We start from the raw sequence: 16,074 nt of genomic DNA, 5'->3' as shown, positions 1-16,074 counted from the left end.
TTATTGCTCCTTTTTAAGTGCTGTGAGCCAAGACCCGAGCGTTTCGCGCTCTACATCAGTCATTTGGGTCATATTGGCCAGTGGCATATCTTTGGTTATAACCGCGCGGGTATGAATAAGCGTGCTGGATTTTTTTACATCACTAATAGAGTCGAGTTTAAAGCCTAGCGGCGCGGTTTGAAAAAGCTCAGAGGTGGGTGTTTCGCTGTGACACTGTGTACAGTGCTTGCTAATTATATCCCACGCTTGTGCGTCGGTAATACTTGTTTGTAAAGGCGCGCTTTCGCCTGCATTTGTTGGTGTACTGGGCCAAGGGGCTATGGCGAGCATAAGAGCAAAAAAAGCTGCAATACCGCTTACAAGTACTGAGGGTTTATTAATACCTTGATGTTTTAAGTTAAAATAATGGCGTATCCACATACCAATACCAAACAGCGCAATTAAAATAAGCCAGCCAAGGTTGTGGCTGTAGGTATAAGGAAAGTGGTTGCTCAGCATTATAAATACCACGGGTAACGTGGCGTAGTTATTATGAATAGAACACAGCTTTGCCTTTAAACCTGGCGCTGAATCAGGGATTCTACCGGCTTCTACTTCACTTACCATATAGCGTTGCCCTGGCATAATAATGTGATACACATTGCCAACCATACAAGTACCAATAAGTGCACCTACATGAATATACACAGCGCGGTCGCTAAATAATTGATCAACCCCAAAAGTCCACAGAGCTAATAAACCAATAACTACAGCAATAAACACTTTGCCGTTTTCGACCAGTGAGGTTTTACACAATAAACGATAAACACCATAACCTAAGCCAATAAAACCAAGGGATGCGCCAATAGCTGCAAATTTACTTAGCTCACTTTTACTGTTATCAATTAAATACACATCGGCGCCAACATAATAAAGTAAGCTAAATAGTAATATACCGGTGATCCACGTTGTGTAGGCTTCCCACTTAAACCAGTGCAAAGTATGCGGCATTTGTTCAGGGCCATTTTGATACTTAGCCACTTCGTAAAAGCCACCACCATGCACGGCCCATAAATCGCCTTTTATGCCTTTATCTATTTTCCACTGCGGTGGTGTTTGTAGGTTGTTATCAAGCCATGCAAAATAAAATGAAGCGCCAATCCATGCTATACCAGCAATAACATGAAAATAACGCAGTACTAAATGAGCAAGCTCAAATAAATAGTTTTCCATAACGGTTAAGCCTCTTCTAATACCGGTGAGCGGGTGTCTGAAAATTGATTGTTATCATCGCGCTTATACACACTTTTACCCATAATGTAGGTTTGCTCAACGCAGCGGTCGTCGCCTAACATCATCATTGCAAATAATTTTTCATGCAGGGTTTTGGCATGCTGTATTCTAAATTTTAAAAATGGGGTTGCTGAACAATCCATTACAATAAAATCGGCTTCACAACCGGCTTCAAAATTACCAATTGTCCCTTCTAAATCGAGCGCTCTAGCACCGCCGAGAGTTGCTAAATACAACCCTTTAAATGCTGAAAACTTTTGACCTTGTAATTGCTGAATTTTGTACGCTTCGTTACCTGTTTGTAGCATAGAAAAGCTTGTTCCTGCGCCTACATCGGTACCCATGCCTACGTTTATGCCGTGCTCTTCACAGGCTTTTAAATTTAAAAGTCCTGATCCTAAAAATAGGTTTGAGGTAGGGCAGTGCGATATTGCCGCATTGTTATCTGCAAGGCAGCAAAGCTCGCGCTCGGATAAATGAATACTATGGGCAAATACTGAGCGTTTACGTACCATTTTTGCTTGCTCGTACACGCCTAAGTAATCTTCGGATTCTGGAAATAGCCCTTTTACCCATTCGCACTCGTCTTTGTTTTCAGATAAGTGTGTATGCAGGTAGGTGTCTGGGTATTCTTCAAGCAACTGAGTACATTTTTGAAGTTGCTCAGGGGTTGATGTAGGAGCAAAACGCGGTGTAACTGCGTAGCTTAACCTATCAATATTGTGCCATTTTTCGATGAGGGCTTTAGATTCGTCATAACTTGTTTGCGCGCAATCAGATAAGTCGTCAGGGCAGTTACGGTCCATCATTACTTTACCGGCAATCATGCGTAAATTGCGTTTTTGTGATTCTTTAAAAAACGCATCAACCGATTGCGGATGCACAGTGCCAAATACAAGGGCAGTGGTTGTGCCATTGCGCAGCAGCTCGTCTAAAAAGCGGTTAGATATCTCTTTTGAATAATGCTCACAGGTAAACTTTTTTTCGGTTGGGAAGGCGTATTCGGTGAGCCAACTTAAAAGCTGCTCGCCATACGCGCCTACCATTTCGGTTTGCGGCAAATGTATGTGTGTGTCAATCATACCAGGCATAACGAGCTTACCATCGTGGCGGATAACACGCGCTGATTTATCAATTGTAGGCAGTATGTCTTGCTCATAGCCAAGCTTAACTACTTTGCCGTGCTTGATAACTAATGCGCCTTTTTCAAAAAAACGATGGGCGTTTTCGCCAGCAATGGCAGGGTCGTCAACAAAGTCGAGTATATCGGCACAAACTACTGTTAAGTTATTATTGTTTTGCGTGCTCATTATTAGCTACCTCTGTATGTAGAGTAGCCAAACGGGCTAAGCAACAATGGGATATGATGATGTTTAGTATCTTGTAATCTAAACGTTATTTGCGCCTCTGGGTAAAACGCAGGGGTAGGTTGGTTTTGGTAATAACTATCTAAATCAAATACTAGCTTATAGGTTGCAAATTCTACTTCTGTATTTAGCCAATCGGTAATTCGCCCATCGGAATCGGTTTTGCCTTGGGTTAGTTGTACCCATTCGTTATTTGTAAGTTTAAATAGCTTAACAGCAACATTTGCTGCTGGTTTTCCGGTGCTTGTATCAAGTATATGGGTAGTTATAGGGCTTTTGCTCATAGCAGTGACTCCAATCTTATTTTTGTTATTTTGGCTTGTTCGCCCGCGGCTATATTTAGCTCTGTACTGCGGGTGTTGTGTATGCGCTGCTCTATGAGTTCGAGCATTTGTTCGGCCGTTTTACCGGTGGCGCACACAATAAAAATAAAGCCAAACTTGTTCAGGTACTCTTTATTGAGGGCAATCATTTTGGTAAGTACGGCTTCGTTTGCTTTGCTCATACCCGATTGCTCATGCCCCGCTTTTTGTGCGGTAGCAGCGTATTTTTTGCTAAGGGTTGATAAGTCGCCTATTTGCGGGTGGCCTTCAAAGGCAGCTAAATAGTCGCTTTCGCCAAGGTTATCCCATGTGCTTTGTGCGCATTCAAACAGCTGCTGAGCACTTTTAAATGGCATTGCTTTTACCATGCCCGCCACCCAGTTAGGGGCCGCGCAGCAATGCTCAAGTGCTTGTTTTACTTGTGCATCATTTAGCGTATTTATTTGTAAACTACTCATGCGTTTACTTCCTCTTGCGTGGTGCTAATTAAGGCATTTTTTAGTGTGCGCCATTGCAAGCCTTGGCGTTTTGGCTCTTGGGTTTGCATAGCCTGATAAAGGCCAATTAGCTGTCCACTAATCGAAATAGCCACTTCCATTGGTAATTTGCCCGAAATGTTATTAAGCCCAACAGGGCAGGTCATTTGCTGTATTTGATCGGCTGTAAAATCGCGATGTGCTAGGCGCTGCTTAAAGCGTTTGGCTTTAGTGTCAGAGCCAATTACACCAAGCCAATTGGCATCGGCGCGTTTAATAATGGCTTGGGTGAGTGCAAAGTCGAGCTGGTGGTTATGGGTCAATATTAAGTAGTTGTTAGCTTTAGGCGCACGTTTTACTTGCTCTGTTGGTTCTTCATCAACCACTTTTACTACGTTATTTGGAATAGCCTGTGGGAATACATCGGCGCGGCTATCTATCCAGCGTATGCGCATAGGTAGTTGTGCCAATATACCAATAAGCGCCTGTGCTACGTGGCCTGCGCCATAAATGTCTAAGGTAAAGCGCTCGCATTGCATGCATTCAAGCATAACGGTGGCAGCCCCGCCGCAGCACTGGCCTAAATTTGCACCTAGGTTAAATTGCTCAATTACTTGGGCGGCTTCGCCTTTGGAAAGTAGTTCGCGGGCTTTTTCTATTACTACGTACTCAAGATGGCCACCGCCAAGGGTGTCGTAAATATGCTCGCCGCTTATTACCATTTTAGAGCCTGTGCCGCGTGGGGTTGAGCCATTGGTGCCAAGTACCGTGGCAATTACATAGTTAGTGCCGCTTTGTTCGTGCTCGTTTATAGCCTGCGCCCAATTTTGCGTATGAAAACCCTGAAACGACTCATTTAAATTAGTCATGTTGATGCTCCTTAAACCAGCTAGCGGTTTGCTCAATTGCACTCAATACTCGCTCTGGGGTTGCGGGTGTATCCAGTGGGGCGGTGTATTTGTAATCAGCCACACTGCTTATTGCATTACGAATGGCGCTCCATACACTAAAGGCCAGCATAAATGGCGGCTCGCCTACGGCTTTTGATTTAAACACGGTGGTTTCTGGATTTGCTGAGTTATAAAGATTGACGTTAAATTCGGCAGGGGTATCGCCAATGGCTGGTATTTTGTAGTTGGCTGGGCCAAAGCTTGCAAGCTGGCCTTTATCATTCCATTGTAAGTCTTCGGTTGTTAGCCAGCCCATACCTTGCACAAAGGCGCCTTCAATTTGGCCTATATCAAGAGCTGGATTAATTGAACTGCCTACATCGTGCAGTATATCAACGCGAGTTACCGTGTTTTCGCCAGTTAGGGTATCTACATCTACTTCGCTGAGTGCTACGCCGTGAGCGTAGTAAAAAAATGGGCGGCCTTCACCTTTGGCTCTGTCGTAATGAATTTTGGGTGTGGCGTAATAACCGGTAGATGAAAGCGATATACGATTCATGTAAGCAAGATTCGCAAGTTCGCTAAAGCTAATTTCCCCTTTACTAAAAGTAATGAGGTTATCTTTAAATACAACAGTGTTGCTGTCTACTTCAAAGTGCTCGGTAATAAAATCAATTAAGCGCTCTTTTATTGTGTTTACTGCATTTAGCGCCGCCATGCCGTTTAAGTCGGTACCACTTGAGGCCGCTGTTGGTGAAGTGTTTGGCACCTTGTCGGTACGCGTAGCACTAATACTTACCGCGTTAAAATCGACCCCAAAGCCATGGGCTACAATTTGCGCAATTTTGGTATTCAGCCCTTGGCCCATTTCGGTGCCGCCGTGGTTTAAATGTATCGAACCATCGCTATATACATGCACTAATGCACCGGCTTGGTTTAAGTGTTGTACCGTAAACGATATACCGTATTTAACCGGCGTCATCGCAAGGCCTTTTTTTATAATAGGTGACGATACGTTAAATGCTTTAATAGCCTCTTTACGTGCCCAGTAGTCACCCGACTCCTCAAGCTGAGCAATCATATCTATTAAAATATGTTGCTCTACGGTTTGATGGTACGGCGTGGTATCGCGGCCTTTTTTGTATAAATTAAGTTTTCGGATCTCAAGCGGATCTTTACCTAATTTGGCGGCTATATCGTCCATTATTAGCTCGCCCATAATCATGCCTTGCGGGCCACCAAATCCTCTAAATGCGGTATGGCTTACGGTATTTACTTTACAGCGATTACCCTTAATTGTGGCGGCTGGGTAGTAGTAGGCGTTATCGACATGAAACATGGCGCGGTCTACAATTGCATCTGATAAATCAGGCGAGTAGCCACAAAATCCGTTTACGGTAATGTCGGCACCTTCTATTAAACCATTTTCGTCAAAACCAACATGATAGTGATTATAAAACGGGTGGCGCTTACCGGTTAATTTAAAATCGTCGCTACGGGCTAGGCGCATTTTTACTGCGCAGCCAAGGTGGTAAACCGCAAGAGCTGCAAGGCATGCCCATGGTGCGCCTTGGGTTTCTTTGCCGCCAAAAGCACCGCCCATACGGCGGGTTTCTACGTTTACAAAGCTAAATGGCTTTTTTAAAATTTTAGCAACTAAGTGCTGCACCTCAGTAGGGTGTTGCGTAGAACACTGAACATGAATGCCCCCGTCGTTATCAGGTTGCGCCAGCGCTATTTGGCCTTCTAAATAAAAGTGTTCTTGCCCGCCTATGTTTATTTCGCCTTTAAGCTGGTGGGTTGCGTTATTAATGGCGTTTTCGCTGTTACCACGGTTAAGTGAATGGGGCGGCCTTACCCAATGCTCTTTGCTAATGGCTTTTTTAATATCAAGTATTGGAGTAGTTTGCTCGCACTCTATAACCACTAAACGTGCCGCGCGGCGCGCTATTTCATAGGTGTCGGCAACGACAATTAATACAGGTTGCCCGTGGTATTGAATTTCATGGCTGGTCAGCAGTACATCACCAGGAAATACCGGGCCAATATCTAATTTACCCGGAACATCTTCGGCCGATAAAATACGTTTAACGCCTTCAACTGCCAGTGCGAGACTGGTATCTATTGATTTAATAAAGCCGCTTGTAACAGGGGCGAGCACTGGGTAGGCATGCAGGCAACCGTAAGGCTCAGGGTTATCGTCGGCAAAATTTGCACTGCCACAAACTTGTTTAATAGCGCTTTCGTGATATTTAGATTCTCCAACGCTACCACCTTGCGCTTTTAGTTTATCCATTTCAAAGTGACGCATGTGAGATCCTCGTAATGGCAATGTTGTTATTGTTGCGTGCTTGTGGCTCACAAAACTCAATACCAATGCGTTGTAATAAGTTTTTGCTTACCGTGGTGCGGTAATGCGCACTGCTTCTTACATCGCTTATGGGCGTAAAGTCATCGTTAATAGCCGTTGCTGCGTCTATAAAACTACTTACTTGTAATGATTGAGATATCAGCTTTTGCTCAATATGCTGCGCGCGCTTAGGAATAGCAGCCATACCGCCCATAGCGCAGCGGGCTTGAGTAATCATGTTTTGTGAATGCTCTATAGCAAGCACCAAACAAACGGTAGATATATCGTCTTCAAAGCGTTTTGATATTTTATGACATGCCAGTTTTAGCGACTCTGGGCGCTTTGGAATGGTGAACTTACTAATTACTTCATCGCTTTTAAGAACCGTTTTTTTGTAATCAATGAAGTAGTCGGCAACTTTAATAGTGCGCGTACCAGCGCTGCTTAATAAATCCATTGATGCATTAAGAGCGATTAAAAGGGGAGCGGGATCGCCAATAGGAGAGGCATTCCCTATGCTGCCACCAAGCGTGCCGCTGTTACGTACTTGGCTTGATCCTAAGCGTTCAAATAGCTCTTTTGACTCTGGGTAATGGTTATAAAATACTTCAACAAATTGGCTATAAGGTAGTGCTGCACCAATGTGTAACTCACCGTTATTATCTGCCAAGGTGCAAAACTCCTTTACTTGGCTAAGGGAGATAATTACATCTGGTAAGAGCATGTTTTGGCTAAGCTCAATGGCAAAGTCGGTGCCACCAGCAACTAAATGTGCATAAGGATAAAGCGCTTTTAGCTCAACAAGTTGCTGGGCAGTTTGTGGTAAGTAAAATTTACGAGGACCATTTTTTAAAAATGGAATATCGTCATCATATTGCGTATTAAGTGATGCTTTAAATTGAGCGGCCATTGCTGAGTACGGTTCAGCTTTACGCTCATAGCTATAGGCTTTTTCGGCTGCAAGTAATATAGGGCTATAACCTGTACAACGGCATAAGTTACCGCCAAGTGCATGAATAACCGCTTTTTTACCAGGGTACGTTGGCTCATTAATATAAAGAGCCAACAAACTCATTATTATACCGGGCGTGCAAAAACCACATTGCGAACCATGGCACTCTACCAGTGCACGTTGTACGGGATGTAAATCGGTTAAGTTTGGATATAAGCCAGTAGTCACAGCCTCTACCGTTACTATATGTTTTGCATGCGCATTACCTAATAACAATAAACAGCTGTTCATTGTTTTGTATTGCCAACTAGTTTGCCCGTTTGCATTTATACGCTCTTCACCCACTAATATTGTGCACGCACCACAGTCGCCAGTTGCACACCCTTCTTTGGTGCCCACTTTCCCTTTTTTGGTGCGTAGCCAGTCCAAAATGGTGAGACTTGGCGAACATTCTTGTACTTCAATTGGCGTGTTATTTAATAAAAATTGAATCACACAGACCCCCTTAATTTTTATAAAGCCCTGATACATAAAGGCTTGGCGTATGTTTTTTCTTGTTGTTTGCGCACGGGTAAGAAAAATACTTTTTCATCTTGGTAAGTATATTGCAGTTACCATGCCATTGTTGACCGGTTGGTCAGTTGATGTTTTGAGTATGCTAAATTGCTCATTAAGTACAAATAGGCCTAATAATGAATAATAAATACCGCCTTACTATGCAGGGAATGACAAAGCAGTATCCCGGATGTATAGCCAATAATGACGTAACCTTAAAAATTAAGCATGGTGAAGTGCATGCCTTATTAGGTGAAAACGGTGCAGGTAAAAGCACATTAATGAAAATGCTTTATGGTGTGGTTAAACCTGACCAAGGGGACATGTTTTTTAATGGCCGTATAATGAATATAAAAGAGCCTGCTGATGCGCGTGATTTAGGCATTGGAATGGTGTTTCAGCACTTTTCGTTATTTGAAACACTTACGGTCGCCCAAAATATTGAACTAGCGTTAGGTGATTTAGCAGGGCATAGCAGCACGCTTGCGGGTCGAATTACGAAAACATCAACACGTTATGGTATGCCATTAGACCCCCATAGACTGGTATCAACACTTTCAACTGGCGAGCGCCAACGAGTAGAAATTGTTAGATGCTTATTATTAGATATTCAGTTACTTATTTTAGACGAACCCACTTCAGTACTGACTCCACAAGAAGTCGATGCATTATTTAAAACCCTAAAGTCACTTAAAAAAGAAGGCTGCTCTGTGCTGTTTATTAGCCATAAACTGCACGAAGTGATTGAGCTATGTGACAGTGCGACCATTTTGAGAGGCGGCAAAGTAAGCGGGCATTGTATTCCTAAAAACGAAACTAGTGAGTCAATTGCTAGGCTGATGGTAGGCGACAACACGCCAATTAGTAACCAAACTCGCAGAGCTTTGGGTACTGCGGATTTTTTAACCGTTAATAATCTAACCACCGCCGCACAAGCGTTATTTGAAACACCCCTTAAAAACATTAACTTTGCAGTACAGCAAGGCGAAATAGTGGGGATTGCGGGTGTTGCAGGCAACGGACAAGAAGAGTTATTAAAAGTGCTTTCGGGGGAGCAAATTCAAGCTAGTAGTAGCGCCATTAAATTTAAAAATACCGTAGTTGATGCACTGTGCCCGCTAAAAAGGCGCCGCCTTGGGCTTGCATGTGTGCCAGAGGATAGGCTTGGGCGAGGAGCCGTGCCCACTATGGATTTGGCACAAAATGCATTGCTTACTAGTTTTGATAATGGACTAGTTAAAAATGGCTTTTTAGTAAAACAAAAAATTACTGAGCTTGCTAATAAAATCATTACAAAATACAAGGTTAAAACACCAAGTTTTCGCACTCATGCAGCTAGCCTTTCAGGTGGTAATTTACAAAAATTTATTATTGGTCGCGAGGTAGAGCAAAGTCCAAAACTACTCGTTATGTCGCACCCTACTTGGGGTGTAGATATAGGTGCACAGGTGGCGATACATGAAGCTATTTTAAAGCTTCGCGACGAAGGGTGTGCGGTACTCGTTATTTCAGAAGATTTAGACGAACTTTATAAAATTTGCGACCGCATTGGCGCAATTTGTGATGGCAAACTGTCTCCTATTTTAAATACCGATACCGTACCGCTTGTGCAGTTAGGGCAGTGGATGGCTGGCGACTTTAGCGATGTTTTTAAGAACCAGCCTAAAGTACACACACCACAAGGGGCACTCGTATGATTAAGTTAGAACCACGTGTTGAGCGCTCACCGGCTTGGAGTTATCTCTCTCCTGTTTTAGCTATTTTACTCACATTAATAACCGGTTACGTGGTGTTTGTCTTATTAGGGCATGATCCTTTAAATGCCCTGTATACATTGCTTATAGCACCTGTTGCCGATTGGTATGGTGTAACAGAGCTACTTGTAATGACCATTCCTATTTTGCTATGCGCCTATGGCTTAGCGCTTTGTTATAGAGCATCGGTTTGGAATATAGGCGCAGAAGGGCAACTGCTTATTGGTGGTGTATGTGCAAGTGCTGTAGCCGTTAACTTTGTTGACTCAACAAGTGCTTTTGCAATGCCACTTACATTATTCGCTGGTATTGCTGGTGGCATGTTGTGGGCGGGGCTTGCTGCCTTTATGAAGCTGCGTTTAAACACCAATGAAATTTTAGTCACCATAATGCTCAACTACATAGCAGTAAATGTATTGCTGTGGGCTGTTCATGGGCCACTCAAAGATCCTCACGGTTATAACTTTCCTGAAAGTGCATTGTTTGGCGATAGCACGTTATTGCCTGTTTTATTCGACGGTACTCGATTGCACTTAGGCCTGGCGTTTGCGTTATTAGCGCTATGCGCCACATGGGTTTTTATCAGTAAAACCTTTATAGGCTTTCAAATACAAGTACTTGGGCTTGATGCATCCGCGGCCAAAATGGCGGGTTACAAGCGAGCATTATTAATTGCCGGAGTGCTAGTTATTAGCGGGGGCTTGGCGGGGCTTGCTGGAGCAGGCGAAGTAGCTGGGCCTATTGGGCAGCTGGTTCCGCAAATATCACCCGGTTATGGCTATGCCGCCATTATTGTTGCTTTTTTAGGGCGACTCCACCCAGTAGGAATTACGTTTGCGGGTTTATTAATGGGGCTTATTTATATGGGAGGTGAACTTGCGCAAATTAACATGGGATTACCTAACGCTATAACCGGTATTTTTCAGGGGTTAATGCTGTTTTATTTACTCTCGTGCGATGTACTTATTACTTATCGCCTTAGATTTTCGCTGCCATTTAAGCAACAAAAAGCGCAGCCAATACATATTGCACAGGAGTCTTAAATTATGGATTTAGATGTAATTACTAATATTTTATACGCCACTATTCGTACAGGCACTCCCTTATTGCTGGTGGCGCTGGGTGAAATGGTATGCGAAAAAAGCGGCACCTTAAATTTAGGGCAAGAAGGCATGATGCTCTTAGGCGCAGTGGCAGGGTTTATAACCATGTACCAATGCGACAACCTATTTATTGGTTTTACGGTAGCAGCTTTGGTTGGTGTTATGGCCTCACTTATTTTCGCTTTTGTAGCGCTTAATTTAAATGCTAGCCAAGTGGCTGCAGGTTTGGCGCTGACTATTTTTGGTACTGGCCTTTCGGCATTTTTAGGTGCCGACTATGAAGGAAAAACCATTAACGCGTTACCTACTTTAGCAATTGCAGGGTTTGAGCATATTCCGGTTTTAGGCAAAGCGCTATTTTCGCAAGACGCCATTGTGTATTTAAGTTGGGGTTTAGTGCTTGGTGCGTATTTGTTTTTTAAATACCACAGAGCAGGGCTTGCAGTACGAGCTATTGGCGAAAACCCAAGTGTGGGTAATAACTTAGGATTACCTGTAATGCGTACACGTTATTTAGCCGTAATGTTTGGCGGCGCACTGGCTGGCATTGCGGGCGCATACTTGTCGTTGGCTTATACACCACTTTGGACTCAAAACATGACGGCAGGGCGAGGTTGGATAGCCCTTGCTTTAGTGGTGTTTGCAAGCTGGCGTATTGAGCGCGTAATGCTTGGCGCTTATTTATTTGGCTTTGCCAGCATTATGCACTTAGTGGCACAGGCTTTTGGGTGGGCTGTGGAGTCTAACTTACTGGCCATGTTGCCTTATGGTGCAACGCTTATAGTACTGATTATGCTAAGTAAAAATAAACAAAAATTAAAAATGTACGAACCCATGTGGCTAGGTAAACCTTGGCACAAGGGTCATTAAATTAATTACAAAATCAATAAGGCAAATCACCTGCTACAACAGGATATTAAAAATATAACACGGAGAATAACAATGAAAAAACTTATAACAGCACTCGGGGTTGCATTGAGCTTAGGCATAAGCGCATCTGCTATTGCAAAAGATAGCGTAAAAGTTGGCTTTGTATATGTAAGCCCCATAGGTGAGGCCGGTTGGACTTATACACATGACTCTAGCCGCCACTACCTAGAAGAAAAGTTTGGCGACAAAATAGAAACTACTTTTGTTGAAAGCGTACCAGAAGGAGCGGATGCAGAGCGTGTTATTACGCAACTGGCTAAAAGCGGGCACGATTTAATATTTACCACGTCGTTTGGCTACATGAACCCAACACTTAAAGTGGCTAAACGATTTCCTAATGTAAAGTTTGAGCATGCCACAGGCTATAAACGCGCAAAAAACGTAAGCACTTACTTTGATCGCATTTACGAAGGACGCTACCTAACAGGTGTTATTGCAGGACACATGAGTAAAACCGACAGCATTGGTTATATTGCTGCGTTTCCTATTCCGGAGGTAATACGCGGTATAAATGCATTTACGCTTGGCTTGCGCTCAGTAAAGCCGAATGCAAAAGTAAAAGTAGTGTGGGTTAATAGCTGGTTTGATCCGGGTAAAGAGCGTGAAGCTGCCGATAGCCTAATAGATCAAGGCGTTGATATTATTACTCAACATACTGATTCGCCTGCACCACTTCAAGCAGCGCAAGCCGCTGGTATTTACGCTATTGGCTACCACTCAGATATGAGCGGATACGGTAAAAAAGCACATTTAACGGCGGCGGTTCATCACTGGGATGAATTTTATGCAGAGCGCGTACAGCAAGTACTTGACGATAAGTGGCAATCGCAAGATATATGGAAAGGGATAGGCTCAGGGATGACTCGCTTGGCGCCGCTAAGTAAAGATATTCCAAGTGATGTAGTGAGCGAAGTAAATGCTATTTCAGAGAAAATTGGTAAAGGTGAATTTCATCCATTTACTGGCCCTATAAAAAATCAGCAAGGTGAGCTGATTATTGATGCGGGTAAAACAATAGACGACAAAACGTTGTTGGGTATGGATTTTTATGTTGAGGGCGTTGAAGGGCAGCTTAAATAAGCCGTTAACGCAATAACAATGAGTTAATCACTTAGACAAATACAGTGGCTAACTTGCAAAACGTAGAGGTTTATATGTCAATAAATACAAGCTCGTCTGACGATATTATATATGCAGTTGATGACAAACCAGGCGTAACTGAATCATTTTTTGCCGCACTACAGCACGTACTCGCAAGCTTTGTAGGTATTATTACACCCACGCTTATTATTGGCGGTGTGCTTGGTTTAGCTGCTGAAATACCTTATTTAATTAGTATGGCATTATTTGTATCTGGTGTGGGCACGGTTATACAAGCGCGGCGTGTTGGCCCTGTGGGTTCAGGATTAATATGTGTGCAAGGTACAAGCTTTGCCTTTTTAGGGACTATTTTAGCAACAGGCTTTACCGTTAAAGCCACCGGAGGCAATAACGACGAGGTCCTTGCCACTATATTTGCAGTGTGCTTTTTGGCCGCTTTTGTTGAAGTATTTATTAGTTTTTTTATTAGTAAATTAGGCAAAATAATTAAGCCAGTAGTTACTGGTGTGGTCATCACTACTATTGGTATTTACCTAATTAAAGTAGGTATGACTGATATAGGTGGCGGGCAATGGCTACTTACTAATATGCCTGAAAAATTTGCTTCAACGAGCAACTTAATTGTTGGTTTTTCGGTTGTTGCTTTAGTGGTGCTGCTTAATGCAAGTAAAAACCAATGGGTGAGGCTAACGGCTGTGGTAGTTGCAATGATACTTGGCTGGTTACTTGCGTTTGTATTAGGTATCGCTAATTTTAAATTAGGTGAATTTGACCTAATTGCTATCCCACTGCCTTTTAAATACGGCTTTAATGTTGATTTTGGTGCACTCATAGCCTTTGGTTTTTTATACCTTATTACTGCAATTGAATCGACAGGCGATATTACTGCCAATTGTGCGGTTTCTAAGTTACCTGTTAGAGGACCTAGTTACTTAGCACGTATTCGCGGCGGTATTTTAGGTGATGGTGTTAACTCGATGATTGCCGCTTTATTTAATACTTTTCCTAATACTACTTTTAGTCAAAACAACGGCGTTATTCAGCTAACTGGAGTTGCCAGCAGATATATTGGCCTGTGGATAGGCAGTATTTTAATCATTCTTGGTTTGTTTCCTGTGATTGGCGCTGTATTACAAAATATACCTAAACCTGTTTTGGGCGGTGCAACGCTTGTAATGTTTGGCACCGTAGCAGCCGCTGGGGTCAAAATACTCGCCAGCGAAAAAATAAATCGCAGAAGTTTACTTATTATTGCGGTGAGTTTGGGGCTCGGGCTAGGTGTTAGTTTTGTACCGGAGTTGTTTGCAAACGCACCTAAGTTAGTTACTGCCATATTTGGTAGCGCAGTGACGGTGTCGGGTATCACCGCAATAATAATGACGTTGGTACTACCAGAAAATTACTCAGCAAGTACGGATCATCTTAACTAAACTAATAAAAATCATAAAAGGGATTAACAATGAAAATCAAAACAATAAAAAAATTAGCATTAGTAACTGCAATTGCAATGTGCTCAACAGGTGTATCGGCTAAAGAGCTTTGGTCTGATTTTAGTATTACCGCAATGACAGGAGCCGACTACCTAGAGCCGTTTTCAGGGGAGGAAGATGATAGAAGTGTTGTTACTATAGAGCATGCATCGGGGCATACTTGGGGCAGTACGTTCTTCTTTATGGATAGGCTAAGTAATCCCGATGAAGTGTACGGTGAGCTAAACATAAACCCTACTCTTTACAAGCCACAAAATAGCTTTGTTAAAGAGGTGTTTTTAGGCCTACAAACAGAGTATGGCTCGGGAGATACGGATCAAAATAACTATTTATTAGGGGGCGGTGTATCACTTGATGTACCTGGCTTTCAATATTTTAATGTGGCTTATTATCGTCGTTTTCAAGATGATATAGGTATTCAACGTGAAGATAATAACCAAATAACAGTCACGTGGGGCTACAACAAAGGTAACTTTAGATACGATGGCTTTTTAGATATTGTAGATAGCACCGACACAATGTTTGGTAAAAGTGAAGGTGGCTTTAACTTTACCTCGCAGATTAAATACAATATTGCCCCTATGCTCGGCTTAGATACAGGCCGCCTTGATGTGGGTATTGAGTATGTTTATTGGAAAAATAAATTTGGTGTAGATGGTCAAACCGAACATAATCCAAACTTGCTAGTTAAATGGCATTTTTAACAGCAAATTGAATGGTATTTAATTAATAATTAAAAGCTACTTTTTAGTAGCTTTTTTATTTGATAATCTTAAATAATTGAATAGCTTAAATTAGTTGTGTTAGATTACTTTTTAATAACGCTATATGGATTTTTTCATGGACTCTGAAATAGATTTTTCTACCTACACTTTAGATGAGCTTTACTCATCAGCGAGAGCTATAGATCGCGAAGCCTACCCAGAACGAGCAAAAGAAATAGACGACTTAATTAATACGCGAGAAGCACAGAGCCCATCTGAAAATATTGTATCAAAAGTAGCAGGAGAAAAAGCAACGCGCTCAGATAGGCTAGTGGCTGCTATTGTTGATGGCGTTTTAGGTGTTGTTTGTTTTATACCTGTATTCATGCTCGTAGGGTTTGATAATTTAAGCCAACCAACACTTACTTTATCTGCAGGTTTGCTAGGTTATGGCATATTAAGCACGTTAGTGCTTCATGGTTACCTTATGTACCAACGCGGACAAACAATTGGTAAATCTTTAATGTCTATCCGTATTGAAAATTTAGATGGTACACAAGCAAGCTTTACTACAATTTACTTTAAACGCATGCTTTGTATGCAACTATTATCACTTGTCCCTTCGGTAGGTCAGTTTATAGCTGGTTTTGTTAATCCATTATTTATATTTGGAAAAGATAAACGATGTTTACATGATCATTTAGCGGGAACAAAAGTGAGTTATGTAGATTAATCAGGATATTAATTATGGCAGCTTTGCCCGGATTTAAGTTTGATTAGCAAAAGTTACAAAATGGCGTATTTCAC

14 protein-coding genes are annotated in these 16,074 nt (G+C 42.4%); 7 read left to right on the top strand and 7 right to left on the bottom strand.

Annotated elements, in window-relative coordinates; translation table 11 throughout:
- From H5161_RS05350 to xdhA, 7 genes are read right to left on the bottom strand one after another with little or no spacing between them, the layout of a single operon-like run.
- A complete protein-coding gene (locus H5161_RS05350; RefSeq protein WP_182768851.1) occupies positions 1-1,212 on the bottom strand; it encodes a urate hydroxylase PuuD in 1,212 nt (403 codons plus the stop codon).
- A gap of 5 nt (positions 1,213-1,217) precedes the next feature.
- A complete protein-coding gene (gene guaD / locus H5161_RS05345; RefSeq protein WP_182768850.1) occupies positions 1,218-2,582 on the bottom strand; it encodes a guanine deaminase in 1,365 nt (454 codons plus the stop codon).
- 2 nt (positions 2,583-2,584) lie between these two features.
- Positions 2,585-2,923 (bottom strand): hydroxyisourate hydrolase, encoded by a 339-nt coding sequence (gene uraH, locus H5161_RS05340; protein WP_024595278.1) that lies wholly within the window; start codon positions 2,921-2,923, stop codon positions 2,585-2,587.
- On the bottom strand, positions 2,920-3,420 hold the full coding sequence (gene uraD / locus H5161_RS05335) for a 2-oxo-4-hydroxy-4-carboxy-5-ureidoimidazoline decarboxylase (protein WP_024606698.1): 501 nt from the start codon (positions 3,418-3,420) through the stop codon (positions 2,920-2,922). The genes uraH and uraD overlap by 4 nt, the downstream gene beginning before the upstream one ends.
- Positions 3,417-4,307, bottom strand: a complete 891-nt coding sequence (gene xdhC / locus H5161_RS05330) for a xanthine dehydrogenase accessory protein XdhC (protein ID WP_182711751.1) — start codon at positions 4,305-4,307, stop codon at positions 3,417-3,419. The genes uraD and xdhC overlap by 4 nt, the downstream gene beginning before the upstream one ends.
- Complete coding sequence (gene xdhB, locus H5161_RS05325; RefSeq protein WP_182768849.1) at positions 4,300-6,639, bottom strand: xanthine dehydrogenase molybdopterin binding subunit; 2,340 nt, start codon at positions 6,637-6,639, stop codon at positions 4,300-4,302. Before xdhB ends, xdhC begins: the two co-directional genes overlap by 8 nt.
- Positions 6,626-8,125, bottom strand: a complete 1,500-nt coding sequence (gene xdhA, locus H5161_RS05320) for a xanthine dehydrogenase small subunit (RefSeq protein WP_182768848.1) — start codon at positions 8,123-8,125, stop codon at positions 6,626-6,628. Before xdhA ends, xdhB begins: the two co-directional genes overlap by 14 nt.
- Positions 8,126-8,322: 197 nt before the next feature.
- Between xdhA and H5161_RS05315 the strand changes: the two genes are divergently transcribed.
- The 7 genes from H5161_RS05315 (at position 8,323) to H5161_RS05285 (ending at position 16,000) form a co-directional block, all read left to right on the top strand.
- Positions 8,323-9,882 (top strand): ABC transporter ATP-binding protein, encoded by a 1,560-nt coding sequence (locus H5161_RS05315; RefSeq protein WP_182768847.1) that lies wholly within the window; start codon positions 8,323-8,325, stop codon positions 9,880-9,882.
- Positions 9,879-10,982 (top strand): ABC transporter permease, encoded by a 1,104-nt coding sequence (locus tag H5161_RS05310; RefSeq protein WP_182768846.1) that lies wholly within the window; start codon positions 9,879-9,881, stop codon positions 10,980-10,982. Before H5161_RS05315 ends, H5161_RS05310 begins: the two co-directional genes overlap by 4 nt.
- Positions 10,983-10,985: 3 nt before the next feature.
- The gene (locus tag H5161_RS05305) at positions 10,986-11,912 is read left to right on the top strand and encodes an ABC transporter permease (RefSeq protein WP_182768845.1); all 927 of its coding nucleotides are present in this window, start codon (positions 10,986-10,988) and stop codon (positions 11,910-11,912) included.
- A 72-nt stretch (positions 11,913-11,984) separates the two neighbouring features.
- A complete protein-coding gene (locus H5161_RS05300; RefSeq protein WP_182711746.1) occupies positions 11,985-13,052 on the top strand; it encodes a BMP family ABC transporter substrate-binding protein in 1,068 nt (355 codons plus the stop codon).
- 74 nt (positions 13,053-13,126) lie between these two features.
- A complete protein-coding gene (locus H5161_RS05295) occupies positions 13,127-14,503 on the top strand; it encodes a uracil-xanthine permease family protein (RefSeq protein WP_029770108.1) in 1,377 nt (458 codons plus the stop codon).
- A 29-nt stretch (positions 14,504-14,532) separates the two neighbouring features.
- The gene (locus H5161_RS05290; protein WP_154902967.1) at positions 14,533-15,267 is read left to right on the top strand and encodes a DUF5020 family protein; all 735 of its coding nucleotides are present in this window, start codon (positions 14,533-14,535) and stop codon (positions 15,265-15,267) included.
- Between the two features lie 136 nt (positions 15,268-15,403).
- Positions 15,404-16,000 carry an RDD family protein gene (locus H5161_RS05285; RefSeq protein WP_182768844.1) on the top strand — a complete coding sequence of 199 codons (597 nt, stop codon included), beginning with the start codon at positions 15,404-15,406 and terminating at the stop codon, positions 15,998-16,000.
- Positions 16,001-16,074 lie beyond the last annotated feature (74 nt).

This window comes from Pseudoalteromonas sp. SG43-5 (assembly GCF_014164345.1).
In the GTDB taxonomy this organism is placed as follows: domain Bacteria; phylum Pseudomonadota; class Gammaproteobacteria; order Enterobacterales; family Alteromonadaceae; genus Pseudoalteromonas; species Pseudoalteromonas distincta.
The sequence above is the reverse complement of the archived record's forward strand: the minus strand, read 5'-3'. Positions and strand labels throughout refer to the sequence as shown.

Coding starts and splice junctions, on each gene's coding strand:
- H5161_RS05350 (WP_182768851.1), bottom strand. CDS start 1,212: ATGGAAAACTATTTATTTGAGCTTGCTCATTTAGTACTGCGTTATTTT.
- guaD (WP_182768850.1), bottom strand. CDS start 2,582: ATGAGCACGCAAAACAATAATAACTTAACAGTAGTTTGTGCCGATATA.
- uraH (WP_024595278.1), bottom strand. CDS start 2,923: ATGAGCAAAAGCCCTATAACTACCCATATACTTGATACAAGCACCGGA.
- uraD (WP_024606698.1), bottom strand. CDS start 3,420: ATGAGTAGTTTACAAATAAATACGCTAAATGATGCACAAGTAAAACAA.
- xdhC (WP_182711751.1), bottom strand. CDS start 4,307: ATGACTAATTTAAATGAGTCGTTTCAGGGTTTTCATACGCAAAATTGG.
- xdhB (WP_182768849.1), bottom strand. CDS start 6,639: ATGCGTCACTTTGAAATGGATAAACTAAAAGCGCAAGGTGGTAGCGTT.
- H5161_RS05315 (WP_182768847.1), top strand. CDS start 8,323: ATGAATAATAAATACCGCCTTACTATGCAGGGAATGACAAAGCAGTAT.
- H5161_RS05310 (WP_182768846.1), top strand. CDS start 9,879: ATGATTAAGTTAGAACCACGTGTTGAGCGCTCACCGGCTTGGAGTTAT.
- H5161_RS05305 (WP_182768845.1), top strand. CDS start 10,986: ATGGATTTAGATGTAATTACTAATATTTTATACGCCACTATTCGTACA.
- H5161_RS05300 (WP_182711746.1), top strand. CDS start 11,985: ATGAAAAAACTTATAACAGCACTCGGGGTTGCATTGAGCTTAGGCATA.
- H5161_RS05295 (WP_029770108.1), top strand. CDS start 13,127: ATGTCAATAAATACAAGCTCGTCTGACGATATTATATATGCAGTTGAT.
- H5161_RS05290 (WP_154902967.1), top strand. CDS start 14,533: ATGAAAATCAAAACAATAAAAAAATTAGCATTAGTAACTGCAATTGCA.
- H5161_RS05285 (WP_182768844.1), top strand. CDS start 15,404: ATGGACTCTGAAATAGATTTTTCTACCTACACTTTAGATGAGCTTTAC.